Genomic DNA, 12,556 nt, shown 5'->3' with positions numbered 1-12,556 from the left:
GGAGAAGACCATGCCGAGGGCCCCTTCGCCGCCTCGTCAGCGGGTGAGGAGCGTGTCCCCGCTTTGCCGCCGGTCCCCGGGTGGCCGCCGGCCCGCCGAGGTGCGCAGGACATCCACCAGCGCCGCCACCGTCGGCCGGTGCTCCGCGAAGGAGCGGCAGACCACCACGATGTGGCGTTCCATCGTCTCGTGCAGCTCCAGGACATCGAGGCAGGACGGACGGAGCCGGAGCATCAGATCCGTCACCACGCTGACCCCGACTCCGGCCTCGACCAGGGCCAGGGTGGCGGCCGTGTCCGTCACTTCGTGCAGCACCTGCGGTTCGAAACCGGCGCGGCGGCAGGCGGTGAGCACGGCGCGGCCGTAGTAGCTGCCGACTGACGGCAGGATCCATCCCAGGTCCCTGGTGTCGGCGAGCGAGACCTTCAGCGGGCCGGACTGACCGGACCGGCCGGATCCACCGGACCGGCCGGGCATGGTCCCGGTGGGTACCGCGAGCGAGAAGCGTTCCCGGGACAGCTCCCGCACCCGCAGGGACGGATCCCGCGGGATGGGCACGTCCGGGTAGTCCAGCCCCAGCGCCAGGTCCACGCTTCCACCGGCCACCGCGTCGTACACCTCGTCCACGTCCATGTCCCGGCTGCGCACGGTCACGCCGGGGTGGGTCTCACGCACCCGCCGCAGGGCGGGCGGCAGGATCTCGGCGGCGGCCGTGGCGAAGAGCCCGACCCGCAGCGTGCCGGAGATCTCGTTCCGGGTGCGCTCCAGCGCCTCGACGGCCTCGGCCTCCGTGGTGAGGATGCGCTGGGCGTGCAGGGCCAGGGTCGCCCCGGCGTCGGTGAGTTCCACCCGGCGCCCCACCCGCCGCAGCAGTTGCCTGCCGGTGGCCTTCTCCAGTGCGGTGATCTGCTGCGACACCCCGCCGGGGGTGTACCCCAGGGCCTCCGCGACCGCGGTGATGGTGCCGCGTCTGGTCAGTTCCACCAGCGAACGCAGTTGCGCACTCGTCCAGTCCATATAGGGATCCTAAAAGATCAGCAGCATGGACCGTTGATAGACGTCAACGTTTGGTCTGCTGCACGATGACGCAGAGATAGCTGATCGGCATCGCTCTGTCCTGACAGCCCTGCCGCCCCCGGGCATGGACCCGTCCTCGTCCGGCGAGGTGGCCCCTGGAAGGGAGTGGCCTGTTGTCCTCGTCCGCCTTCCGCACCGTCCCCGCCTCCGCCGAAGTCGTGATCATCGGTGGTGGCGTGATGGGTGCGAGCACCGCGTTTCACCTCGCCGAGGCCGGGGTGACGAACATCGTCGTCGTCGAGCGCGACGACCTCGGCCGCGGCAGTTCGGGCAAGCCGATCGGTGGCGTACGCGCCCAGTTCTCGGATCCGCTCAATATCGAGCTGGGCGGCCGCAGCCTGCGTGCCTACCAGGAGTTCCGCCACCGGCCCGGCGCCGACATCCGGCTCGACACCGTCGGCTACCTCTTCCTGCTCGACAGCGCGCGGCAGGCGAGCGACTTCGAGGCCGGGGTCCGGCTCCAGAACGGCCTGGGCGTGCCGAGCCGCATGATCGGCCCCGACGAGGCCCAGCGCCTGTGTCCCTATCTCAGCACCGATGGCCTGGTGGCCGCCGCGTACTCCCCCACCGACGGACACGCCCGCCCCGGGCTGGTCGTCCAGGGGTACGCGCGGGCGGCGGCCCGGGCCGGGGTCACCATCGCCACCCACACCCCGGTGTCCGGCCTCGACACGGCCGGGGACCGGGTCGTCGGTGTGCGCACCAGTCACGGCCGCATCGCGTGCTCCACCGTGATCTGCGCGGCGGGGGCCTGGTCGGCGCGGATCGGGGAGATGGCCGGCGTCGACCTCCCGGTCCGGCCGGTGAAGCGGCAGCTGGCGTTCACCGCGCCGATCACACCGTCCGCCCCGCGCATCCCGTTCACCATCGACTTCTCCTCGACCGCCTACTTCCACAACAGCGACGACGGTCTGCTGCTCGGGCTGGCCGACCCGGACCAGGAGGACGGCTTCGACACCACCTGGACCCCGGAGTGGCTGGAGCTGTTCCGCACCGTCGCCCGCCACCGCGCCCCGGCCCTGGCCGGTATGGAGACCGTCGGCGGATGGGCCGGTCTGTACGAGGTCACACCGGACCGCAACGCGCTGATCGGCCGCTCCACGGAGCTGCCCAACTTCCTCTACGCGGCCGGGTTTTCCGGCCACGGCTTCCTCCAGGCGCCCGCGGTAGGCGAGGCCGTGCGCGATCTGTACCTGGAGCGTGCGCCGTTCACCGACATCTCCCCGCTCAGCGCCGACCGGTTCCGCCACGGCGCCGATATACGCCCCGAAGCACACGTGGTGTGAACCGTGAATCCCGATCGAAAGGCCGAACCATGTCAACGCTCAGTCAGTGGCAGCTCAGGGCCGCGTTCGCGGCGCGGCTGTCGGAGATGTACGGGCAGGAGGTTCCCGCCTACACCACGCTCGTGGACGTCTCGCGCGAGGTCAACGAGGACGTCCTGCGTGCGCGGGGAGCCGACGCCGAACGCCTGGGGTCCATCGGCCGGGTGACCGCCGAGCGCCACGGCGCCATCCGTGTCGGCACGCCACGGGAGCTGGGGCAAGTGGCCCGGATCTTCGGCGCCCTCGGCATGCACCCGGTGGGCTTCTACGACCTGCGGGAGGCCGCGGCCAGCGCCGTCCCCGTCGTCTCCACCGCCTTCCGGCCGGTGGACGGCGCGGAACTGGCGCGCAATCCCTTCCGGGTGTTCACCTCCATGCTCACCCCGGGCGACCCCCGTTTCTTCGACGCCGGGCTGCGCTCGCGGCTGGAAGCCTTCCTCGCGGACCGCGAGCTGTTTCCCCCCGAGCTGCTCGCCCTGGCCGACCGTGCCACCGCCGGGCGGGAGCTGCCCCAGGAGGAGGCCGAGCGGTTCCTCCACCTCGCCGTGCGGGCATTCGAGCTGTCCGCCGAGCCGGTCGACAAGAGCTGGTACGAGACCCTGGAGCGGATCTCCGCCGTGGCCGCCGACATCGGCGGCGTGCGCAGCACCCATATCAACCACCTCACCCCGCGCGTCCTCGACATCGACGAGCTGTACCGGCGCATGACCGACCGCGGTATCGAGATGATCGACACCATCCAGGGCCCGCCGGCCTGGAAGGGCCCCGATGTGCTGCTGCGGCAGACCTCCTTCCGGGCCCTGGCCGAACCCCGCGCCATGCGCACCCCGGACGGCGCTGTCATCAGCGGTGCTCTGAGGGTCCGTTTCGGCGAGGTCGAGGCCCGCGGCATCGCCCTCACCCGCGAGGGCCGCGCCCGCTACGAAGAACTCCTCGGCCGCGTGGACGAGCGGATGTCCCAGAACCCCTCGGCGTCCCGGGGTGAGATCGCGCGCGATGTGTGGGAGCGGCACCTCCCCGGCAGCGAACAGGAACTCGCCGCCGAGGGGCTGGCCTACTTCACCTACCACCTCCACCCCGACCGGCCCCGCGACGGCAGCCGTCCGCCCACCGGCCTCGGCGAACTGCTGCGGCAGGGCTGGGTACACGCCGAGCCCATCGTCTACGAGGACTTCCTGCCCCGCTCCGCCGCCGGGATCTTCCAGTCCAACCTCAGCGGCGAGGGCACCCGCCACAGCGATCAGCAGGGCACGGCGTACGACGCGGACTGGCTCTCCGGCGCCATCGGCCGCGATGTGCTGGACCCCTTCGCCCTCTACGCGCGGCAGCGGAACGACTCCCTCGCACACGTCGCCCATGAGCTGGGCCTCGCCGAAACCCTCAGCTGACCCCCGGAGGACCGCCATGACCAGCACCGCACTGCCCACCACGGACGACCTGCGCGCCCGCGCCCGTACCGCCCTCGACACCATCGGCGTCGACGTGGCCGAGGGTGGCGACTTCTCCGCCCGCACACCGCTCACCGGCGAGAACCTCTTCGGGCTGACCGCCGCCACCGACGCCGACACCGAAGAGGCCATCGCGGCCTCCCGTACCGCCTTTCTCACCTGGCGGACCACGCCCGCACCGCGCCGTGGTGAACTGGTGCGCCGCCTCGGTGAGTTGTTGCGCGAGCACAAGAGCGGCCTGGCCGACCTCGTCACCATCGAGGCGGGCAAGATCCGCTCCGAGGCGCTCGGCGAGATCCAGGAGATGATCGACATCTGCGACTTCGCGGTCGGCCTGTCCCGGCAGCTGTACGGCCGCACGATCGCCTCCGAACGCCCCGGCCACCGTCTCGCCGAGACCTGGCACCCGCTCGGCGTGGTCGGTGTCATCTCCGCCTTCAACTTCCCCGCCGCCGTGTGGTCGTGGAACACCGCCGTCGCCCTCGTCTGCGGCGACACCGTGATCTGGAAGCCCTCGGAGCTCACCCCGCTGATCTCCCTGGCCTGCGACCACCTGCTCGCCCGGGCCGCCCACGAGGTCGGCGCGCCCCGCGACGTACACCGTCTCCTGCTCGGCGACCGTACGGTCGGCGAGAGGCTCGTCGACGATCCGCGCGTCGCGCTCGTCAGCGCCACCGGCTCCACCCGCATGGGCCGCGAGGTCGGCCCCCGCGTCGCCGCCCGCTTCGGCCGCAGCCTGCTGGAACTCGGCGGCAACAACGCGGCGATCGTGGCCCCGTCCGCCGATCTCGACCTCGCCGTCCAGGGCATCGTCTTCGCCGCGGCCGGCACCGCGGGCCAGCGCTGTACGACGCTGCGCCGCCTCATCGTCCACCGCGACATCGCCGGCACCCTCGTCGAGCGGCTGACCGCCGCCTACGGCAAGCTCCCCGTCGGCAGTCCGTTCGAGGACACCACGCTGGTCGGCCCGCTCATCTCCCCCGCCGCCCTCGACACCATGAACAGCGCCCTCGCCCGCGTCCGGGCCCAGGGCGGCAAGGTCCTGGCCGGTGGCAACCGGCGCCTGGCCGAGGCCGCCCCCGCGGCCGCCTATGTCGAGCCGGTCCTCGTCCGCGTCGAGGCACAGACCGACGTCGTACGGGAGGAGACCTTCGCACCGATCCTGTACGTCCTCACGTACGACACCCTCGAGGAGGCGATCGCGCTGCACAACGACGTCCCGCAGGGCCTGTCGTCCAGCATCTTCACCCGCGACCAGCGGGAAGCCGAGATCTTCCTGTCCGCCGCGGGCTCCGACTGCGGTATCGCCAACGTCAACATCGGCACCTCCGGAGCCGAGATCGGCGGTGCCTTCGGCGGCGAGAAGGACACCGGTGGCGGCCGGGAGTCCGGCTCCGACGCCTGGAAGGCGTATATGCGCTCGGCCACCAACACCATCAACTACTCCAGCGAGCTCTCCCTCGCCCAGGGCGTCAGCTTCCTCTGATCGGGCGCCTCTCCCCTCATGCGCCGACCGGGGCGTCGGTGACCTCGCCCCGCTGCGGTCCGCCGCCGCCGGACGCGCGTCGCACTTAGGTAAATGTTGTACGGTCCTGGTAGAGGATCAGGCGCTCGATGAATTCCTCGAGGTGGCCGTCGGTGAGTACCGGCGCATCACCTCCGAAACACCGCTGCCGTGCTTCGCCCTCCTCGTGGGTTCGGCGGACCAGACGACATTGACCGTCGAGCGCGTCGCGTTCGGCCGCAATGCCCGTACCACCGACCCGGCCGCGCGCCGTGAGTTCACCGAGTCGATCGTGCCGCTCTTCGGCCCGGCGTACGAGAACGAGACACGTGGCTGGTGGATCGACTCCCACGACCTGCTGAGAGCCTCGCGCGAGGCCGAGGCCGACGGCCTGGAGATCCTGGGGTCCGTGCATATGCACCCCGACTGGCATCGCATCGGCCCGCCGGAGGAGCGCCGGCTCATCCTCAGCGAGCGCCCGACCCCGATGGATCAGCACGTCTTCGGCAATACGGGCTGGCCCGTCAATCTCATCTGCTACCTGGAACGTCGCGGCGACGTCATGTATCACGCCCTCGCCGCCTGGGCGCCGCCCCCGCCATCTGGCCATTGTCGCCCGTGGCCCCGAGAAGCTGGCCGAGTTCTACAGCGGAATCTTCGACATGGAACTCTTCCACCGGGATCCCGATGGCAGTTGCTTCCTCTCCGACGGGTATCTCACCCTCGCGCTGATCAAGCATCGACTCGACGGCGACACCCCGCCCGGCATGAACCACTTCGGTTTCCACGTGGCCGACACGTCCGGGATATCCGCCGCCCTGGTCGCCTCGGGCGCCGATGAGCCCGCGGAGCGCTTCACCAACCGCCCGTTCGCGGAGTACCGGGCCATCGACCCGGAGGGCAACTGGTTCGACCTCTCCGCCCACGGTTTCGGCGGCCCCCGCCCGGCCGCCGAAGCGGACGGCGAGTAACGGGGCCGGGGCGCCGACCGTATGGGGCGGCGCCCCGCACACATCAGTCGACCCGCCGCGCCAACACCTGCCCCGGCCACTCCCCGGACAGGAAGCGCTCGGTGGGAGTGAAGCCGTTGCGCTCGTAGAACGCGACCAATTCGCCCCCGCCACCCGCCCAGCAGTCGACCCGGAGCAACTCCACCCCGGCCCGCCGGGTTTCCTCCCCGGCGTGGGCCAGCAGCGCCGCCCCGATGCCCCGGCCGGCGTGCTGCCGGTCGGAGACCAGCAACCGCACATATCGCTCGGGTTCACCGGCCGGGGCGATCGGCATCCGCGGACTGGGCCCGGAATCCAGCACCAGGGCTCCGACGGGCGCCCCGTTCAACTCCGCGATGAACGGGGCGTTCTCGGTGAGGTACCCCTCGACCCGCGCCACCCCGCCGGGCCGCCGCGAGTACGGCATCGTGCCCCACTGCTCGGTGTTGCCGCGATCGTTCATCCAGACCACCGCGGCGTCGAGCATGTCCAGCACCGCCGGTGCGTCGGCCGGATTGCCCGGTCTGATCCGTATGGTGTAAGTGGTGTCGTTCACGGCGGAAGTCTAGGCAGAAAAATGCACGGAATCACCGGTCGATCGAATAGGCGTGCAAGCGGATTGCGAAATTCCCCAGGCGTGCGGGAGTTTTGCATCAGACTTTAGGCCGATTGTGTGCTGCGACTGCTTCGGCCTGGGACTACGGTGTTTTCGAGGGTCCGGCAGAACGAAATCGGCGGCACCGGGGCGTGGCGGCATTGGGGCAAACCGTATTCGCGCGGCTGTGCGAAGAGCGTCAGTGGAGTCACCCCGCGGTGTTTCTCGCGGTCTACGCCAATGTCGCCGCCCGGCTGGGAGAGCCGGAGCAGGTGACGGCCCGGCAATTCCACCGATGGTGTGAGCCCGATCCGCCGTACCCGGGGCCGTCGGGCCGCCGGGTGCTCGAGGACATGTTCGGCGTCTCGCTGGAACACCTCGGTTTCCCCCTCCCCCGGCGGGACCGTGGCCCATCGGCCTCGGGTGGCACGGGCTCGGCGCCGCGGTTCGCCGTACTGGGGCCCGTTCGCGTCTGGCGTGACCAGCACGCGCTCCCGGTCCTCCGGCCGCTGGAGCGCGCCGTACTGTGTGTGCTCCTGCTGCGGGGACGCACCGCCACCGCGAGCGAACTGGTCGACGGGGTGTGGGGCGACACCCCGCCACCTCGGGCGATCGCCAGCTTACGCACCCACGCCTTCCGTCTTCGCCGAGCGCTGGGGCCCGGCGTACTGGTGTCGGAGGCGGGAGGGTACGCACTGCGGATACGGCCCGGAGCACTGGACCTCGCGGTGTGCGAGGACTACGAGGCACGAGCGAAACGCGCGAGGGCGGAAGGGGAGTTGACCGGGGCGCGGAGGCTGCTGCACATGGCGGTGGAGCTGTGGGAGGGGCAGCCACTGGCCGGAGTGCCCGGCCCGTACGCCGAGGCCCAGCGGGCCCGTCTGGAGCAGAGGCGCCTGTCCCTGCTGGAGGCGCGCCTCGAACTCGACCTGGAACTGGGCCTGCACGCCGACGCGGTGTCGGAGCTGACCGCGCTGACCGCGGAGCACCCGCTGCGGGAGCGGCTGCGCACCCTGCTGATGACGGCGCTCTACCGCGGCGGCCGACAGGCGGAGGCGCTGGGTGTGTACACCGACACCCGCCGTCTCCTGGCCGAGGAACTGGGCGTGGCCCCCAGCGCCGAGCTCGCCCGGCTCCATCAGCGCATCCTGCGCGCCGACCCCACACTCGCCGGGCCACGAAGGCTCCCGGCCGGGACCAGGGCGGCGCCCACGGCCACACCCGCGCCACGTCCGGCCCAACTCCCGGCGAAACTGGCCGACTTCACCGGACGCGCCGCCGTCATGGACACCTTGCGGAACCGGCTGCGGCTCACCCAGGGGACGGTGATGGCGATCTCCGTGGTGCAGGGACTCGGCGGGGTGGGCAAGACGGCCCTGGCCGTGTACGTGGCCCAGGCGGTCCGGGAGCGGTTCCCCGACGGGCAACTGTTCGTCGATCTCATCGGCCACAACGCCCAGCCCGCCGATCCCGCAGCCGTACTGGGCACCTTCCTCCGTGCGCTGGGCACCCGGCCCGCGGAGATCCCGGAGGGGTTGGCCGAGCGGGCGGCGCTGTACCGCTCGGTCCTGGCCGACCGCCGGGTGCTGGTCCTGCTGGACAACGCCCACGACACGGCGCAGGTGCGCCCGCTGCTGCCCGGCTCTCCGAGCTGCGCCGCGCTGATCACCAGCCGCACCCCGATGACCGGGCTCGACGGCGCCCGCGTGGTCGACCTCAGCACCATGGACCAGCCGGAGGCGCTGGCCCTGTTCACCCGCATCATCGGCGACGAGCGGGCGGCGGCCGAGCCCCACGCCTGCCGCAAGGCCATCGCGGCCTGCGGATATCTGCCCCTGGCCATCAGGATCGCCGCCGCCCGGCTGACGACCCGCCCCGCCTGGACCGTGCGCAACCTGACCGACCGCCTGGCCGACGCCCACCGCCGCCTGCACGAACTGCGGGCCGGGGACCTGGCCGTCCGGACCAGCTTCGAGTTCGGCTACACACAGCTGGGAGCCTCCCAGGCACGGGCGTTCCGGCTGCTCGCGCTCACCTATGGACCGGACATCTCATCGGCCGCGGCCACCGCCATCCTCGGTGTCACCACGCAAGAGGCCGATCGATTACTCGAGTCACTCGTCGACACCAGCCTGCTGCATTCGCCCGAGCCCGGCCGCTACCGCTACCACGACCTCGTTCGCATCTACGCGCGCGACTGCGCCGAGCGGGATGAACCGCCGTCGGGCCGAGCGGCCGCGATGTCGCGCATGCGGGACTTCTATGTGGCCTCGGCGGCACGCGTGTACGCGATGGGACGGCCGGGAGACCGGCTCGTCGACCACCTGATCTCCACCGACCACTCCGGGCAGGACTTCCCGGACGGCCGCACCGCGCTGGACTGGCTCCTCAGCGAGGCGGACTGCCTCCTCACCTGTGCCCAGCAGGGCGCGAAGTCCCCGGAGAGCGGCGCCGTTCGCCGCGCGGCGGACCTCCTTCTGGTCACCCGGGACCTGGTCGAGTCCGGTACGCACTACCTGCAGTACGAGGCGGCGGCCCGCTCGGTGGGCAATGCCGCCCACATCGCCGGGGACACGGCCGCGGAGGGCCGGGCCCGCCTGGCGCTGGCGGGGATGTTCCCCGTCACCAGGGGCCAGCAGCAGGCCGACGACGAGGCCCGCCGCGCGGGCCTGCTCGCGACCGCCGCGGGAGACCCGACCACCGCCTGCCACGCGTTGAACGTACGTGGCGTCGTAGCGATCTACCAGCAGCGTTACGACGACGCGGAAACACACCTGCGCGAGGCACTGCGCGGCTTCCGGGCCGACGGCAACCTCGCCTGCGTGGCCAGTGTGTTGTCCAATCTCTCCCGTGTACACGCCGCCACCGGCCGGGCCGACAGCGCCGTCGACCTCGCCACGCAGGGCGTCGACCTCCGGCGGAGCCTGGGCAGCACCTGGCGCATCGCCAACGGCCAACTCGCCCTGGGAATCGCCCTGCACCGGGCAGGACGGCATGCCGCGGCGGTGCGCGAACTGCTGGCGGCGCTCAGCACCTTCCGCGACAACCGGCAACGGCTCTGGGAGGGTTCCACCCATGCCCGGCTGGCCGAGGTGTACCTCGCGTCGAACCACCCGGCCGAGGCGGCCACCCATGCCGAGCAGGCACTGGCGCTCGGCTCCATCGGCAACAAGTGGCGCCGCGGGTCGATCCTGAGTGTGCTGGGCCAGGCGCTGGAGCAACTGGGGCAGCCGGACAGAGCCCGCGCGTGCCGCCGCAAGGCCGAGATGTCCTGGGTCTGGTGGAGCCCCTGACGGCCTCGGCTCCGGCCGGCTAGAGGTCGAGGACGACTTCGGCGGTCGGTGCGCTGCAGCAGACGAGGATGGTGCCGGCTTCGGGGAGTTCGAGGGGCGGGGTGGTGTAGGTGATGTCGCCGGACACGAGATGGGTGATGCAGGTGTGGCAGACGCCGGTGCGGCAGGACCAGCGGGTGGGGATGTCGCAGGCTTCGGCCAGATCGAGGAGTGACGCGTGAGCGGGTGACCACGGGGTCGTGATACCGCTGCGGGAGAAGGTGATGAGCGGGCCGCTGCCCGGTGGACCCGGTGGTTGGTGCGGCCGCGCCACAGCGGTGGGCGTGACGCCGGGGTTGATGGCGGGCAGGGCGCTGAACTGTTCCGTATGGAACCGCTCGGGGGGCAGGCCGTGATCGCGCAGAAAGCCGCCGATGTCGTCCATGAAGGCGGTCGGTCCGCACACGTAGGCGTCCGCGTCGGCGGGGAGGCCCAGTGTCGCGAGTGCCGGGGCACTCGGACGCCCCTGGGTGCTCTTTCACTTTCCACGCTGAGCGTCCGGTTCTCAATCCGGACCTGGACCACGGACCCGGCAGCGTTGTTATCCGGCTGCCGCGTCGCGGGTGCGCTGGTAGTGGCGCCGTGCCTTCATGCGGTTGCCGCAGACGGCCATCGAGCACCAGCGGGCCTTGTTGGTCTTGCTGCGGTCGATGAGGAACAGTCGGCACTCCGAGTTGGCGCACGCCCGCAGCCGACCCGGCATCGCCTCCTGCAGCGCGCTCCAGGCCATGACGGCCTCCACCGCCATCCGGCGCTCCGCGGGGGCGTCCACCTCCCATGACACCCCAGCGGACGAGAGGTGCGGGCGGGAGGTGACGCCCTCCAGGAGCGGGGCCAGCGACGTGGCGGGGCGGCTGCCCCGCACCACGTCCTGCAAGTCGTCTCGCGCCGTCAGGAGGTGTCGGCGCTCTTCCGCGCTGCCGCTGCCGCCATGGGCCCGCTGCCAGGACCTGGCCGCTTCCGGATCCGCCAGCTGGTCCTGGGCGACGCCGTTGACCACCGGCGTGGTGTTGAGGAGCTCCAGGAGTACGTCCTGCTGTTCTCCGCCTGCCACCATGCCGCCTCCTAACCAGATCGATTCACTTGACAGGTTACACGCGGCCCGCCCGAGCAGCCACGCCCAATGGCGGCGACCGGCCGAGAGGGGCCGAGCGCGCCCGTTCCGGGCGGGTACCCGGGGAGCGGTTCCGCGTTCCGCGCCCGGCCGCGCGCCGACACCGGACGTGAGCGGATCTAACCAATGAATTCACCTTGACAGGTTAGATCGAGCGTGCTCGACTGGATATGTAACCACTGAAGCTCGCCAGAAAGGTTAGGTCATGGTCTCCGCAGTCCACCACCGCACCGCCACGGTCGACGGCCACGACGTCTTCTACCGGGAGGCCGGTGATCCGAAGGCACCCGCCGTCGTACTCCTCCACGGCTTCCCCACCAGCTCGCACATGTTCCGCCACCTGATCCCGGCGCTCGCCGACCGCTACCACGTCATCGCCCCCGACCACATCGGATTCGGCCTGTCCGCGATGCCCGCCCCGCGGGACTTCCCCTACACCTTCGACGCCCTCGCCGATATCACCTCCGGCCTGCTCGAGCAACTCGGCATCGACCGGTTCGCGATGTACGTGCAGGATTACGGCGCCCCCATCGGCTGGCGCCTCGCCCTCCGGGCCCCGGACCGCATCACCGCGATCATCACCCAGAATGGCAACGCCTACGAAGAGGGCTTCGTCAAGCCCTTCTGGGACGGCGTCTTCGCCTACGCCAAGGCGCCCGGTCCCGACACCGAGGCCGCCATGCGCGGCGCGCTGACGCCCGAGAGCATCCGTTGGCAGTACCTCAACGGCGTCACCGACCCCACCCTGGTCAGCCCCGACAACTGGCTCCACGACCAGGCACTGCTGGACCGGCCCGGCAACGACGAGATCCAGCTCAAGCTCTTCCGCGACTACTCCACCAACGTGGACCTCTACCCGCGGGTCCACCAGTACTTCCGCGACTCCCAGGTCCCGCTCCTCGCGGTCTGGGGCGCCAACGACGAGATCTTCGGCCCCGACGGCGCCACCGCGTTCAGCCAGGACCTGCCCGACGCCGAGATCCACCTCCTCGAGACCGGGCACTTCGCCCTGGAAAGCCACCTTCGGACCATCACCGAGCACATCCGCGACTTCCTCGCCCGCGTCCTCGTCTGACGCTCAGGGCGTCGAACCGGCTGTGGCGGCCGGGCCCCCTTCCGCCGCGGCCGGCACCGCCGCGGGCAGTTGCCCGTTCGTCGTACCGGGCTGGGCA

At 71.3% G+C, this 12,556-nt stretch carries 11 protein-coding genes; 6 read left to right on the top strand and 5 right to left on the bottom strand.

The window, feature by feature from the left end:
* Window positions 1–36: 36 nt before the first annotated feature.
* The gene (locus tag NP777_RS04635; RefSeq protein ID WP_256648743.1) at window positions 37–1,017 is read right to left on the bottom strand and encodes a LysR substrate-binding domain-containing protein; all 981 of its coding nucleotides are present in this window, start codon (window positions 1,015–1,017) and stop codon (window positions 37–39) included.
* A gap of 173 nt (window positions 1,018–1,190) precedes the next feature.
* Between NP777_RS04635 and NP777_RS04630 the strand changes: the two genes are divergently transcribed.
* From NP777_RS04630 to amaB, 3 genes are read left to right on the top strand one after another with little or no spacing between them, the layout of a single operon-like run.
* Window positions 1,191–2,363: an NAD(P)/FAD-dependent oxidoreductase gene (locus NP777_RS04630; RefSeq protein ID WP_256648742.1), complete on the top strand. Its 1,173-nt coding sequence runs from the start codon at window positions 1,191–1,193 to the stop codon at window positions 2,361–2,363.
* Window positions 2,364–2,392: 29 nt separating this feature from the next.
* Window positions 2,393–3,790 carry a 2-oxoadipate dioxygenase/decarboxylase gene (gene hglS, locus NP777_RS04625; RefSeq protein WP_256648741.1) on the top strand — a complete coding sequence of 466 codons (1,398 nt, stop codon included), beginning with the start codon at window positions 2,393–2,395 and terminating at the stop codon, window positions 3,788–3,790.
* Between the two features lie 16 nt (window positions 3,791–3,806).
* The gene (gene amaB / locus NP777_RS04620; RefSeq protein WP_256648740.1) at window positions 3,807–5,336 is read left to right on the top strand and encodes an L-piperidine-6-carboxylate dehydrogenase; all 1,530 of its coding nucleotides are present in this window, start codon (window positions 3,807–3,809) and stop codon (window positions 5,334–5,336) included.
* Between the two features lie 85 nt (window positions 5,337–5,421).
* Here amaB and NP777_RS04615 read toward each other — a convergent pair whose 3' ends face one another.
* Window positions 5,422–5,925, bottom strand: a complete 504-nt coding sequence (locus tag NP777_RS04615; protein ID WP_256648739.1) for a hypothetical protein — start codon at window positions 5,923–5,925, stop codon at window positions 5,422–5,424.
* Here NP777_RS04615 and NP777_RS04610 point away from each other — a divergent pair.
* The gene (locus NP777_RS04610) at window positions 5,846–6,325 is read left to right on the top strand and encodes a VOC family protein (protein WP_308405028.1); all 480 of its coding nucleotides are present in this window, start codon (window positions 5,846–5,848) and stop codon (window positions 6,323–6,325) included. The genes NP777_RS04615 and NP777_RS04610 overlap by 80 nt on opposite strands.
* A 43-nt stretch (window positions 6,326–6,368) precedes the next feature.
* On the opposite strand, the gene NP777_RS04605 is transcribed toward NP777_RS04610, so the two are convergent.
* Complete coding sequence (locus tag NP777_RS04605) at window positions 6,369–6,899, bottom strand: GNAT family N-acetyltransferase (RefSeq protein ID WP_256648737.1); 531 nt, start codon at window positions 6,897–6,899, stop codon at window positions 6,369–6,371.
* A gap of 257 nt (window positions 6,900–7,156) precedes the next feature.
* Here NP777_RS04605 and NP777_RS04600 point away from each other — a divergent pair, with 257 nt between their 5' ends.
* The gene (locus NP777_RS04600; RefSeq protein WP_256648736.1) at window positions 7,157–10,231 is read left to right on the top strand and encodes an AfsR/SARP family transcriptional regulator; all 3,075 of its coding nucleotides are present in this window, start codon (window positions 7,157–7,159) and stop codon (window positions 10,229–10,231) included.
* Between the two features lie 19 nt (window positions 10,232–10,250).
* Here NP777_RS04600 and NP777_RS04595 read toward each other — a convergent pair whose 3' ends face one another.
* On the bottom strand, window positions 10,251–10,676 hold the full coding sequence (locus NP777_RS04595) for a 2Fe-2S iron-sulfur cluster-binding protein (protein WP_256648735.1): 426 nt from the start codon (window positions 10,674–10,676) through the stop codon (window positions 10,251–10,253).
* A 135-nt stretch (window positions 10,677–10,811) separates the two neighbouring features.
* Complete coding sequence (locus NP777_RS04590) at window positions 10,812–11,327, bottom strand: CGNR zinc finger domain-containing protein (protein WP_256648734.1); 516 nt, start codon at window positions 11,325–11,327, stop codon at window positions 10,812–10,814.
* A 262-nt stretch (window positions 11,328–11,589) separates the two neighbouring features.
* Between NP777_RS04590 and NP777_RS04585 the strand changes: the two genes are divergently transcribed.
* Window positions 11,590–12,459 carry an alpha/beta fold hydrolase gene (locus NP777_RS04585; protein WP_256648733.1) on the top strand — a complete coding sequence of 290 codons (870 nt, stop codon included), beginning with the start codon at window positions 11,590–11,592 and terminating at the stop codon, window positions 12,457–12,459.
* The last annotated feature ends 97 nt before the right edge of the window (window positions 12,460–12,556 follow it).

It is taken from the genome of Streptomyces rugosispiralis, from assembly GCF_024505145.1.
GTDB lineage: Bacteria > Actinomycetota > Actinomycetes > Streptomycetales > Streptomycetaceae > Streptomyces > Streptomyces rugosispiralis.
This window is presented reverse-complemented; position numbering and strand designations above follow the sequence as displayed.

Excerpts from the sequence above, each read along its gene's own strand:
- NP777_RS04635 (WP_256648743.1), bottom strand. The coding sequence starts at position 1,017 with ATGGACTGGACGAGTGCGCAACTGCGTTCGCTGGTGGAACTGACCAGA.
- hglS (WP_256648741.1), top strand. The coding sequence starts at position 2,393 with ATGTCAACGCTCAGTCAGTGGCAGCTCAGGGCCGCGTTCGCGGCGCGG.
- amaB (WP_256648740.1), top strand. The coding sequence starts at position 3,807 with ATGACCAGCACCGCACTGCCCACCACGGACGACCTGCGCGCCCGCGCC.
- NP777_RS04590 (WP_256648734.1), bottom strand. The coding sequence starts at position 11,327 with ATGGTGGCAGGCGGAGAACAGCAGGACGTACTCCTGGAGCTCCTCAAC.
- NP777_RS04585 (WP_256648733.1), top strand. The coding sequence starts at position 11,590 with ATGGTCTCCGCAGTCCACCACCGCACCGCCACGGTCGACGGCCACGAC.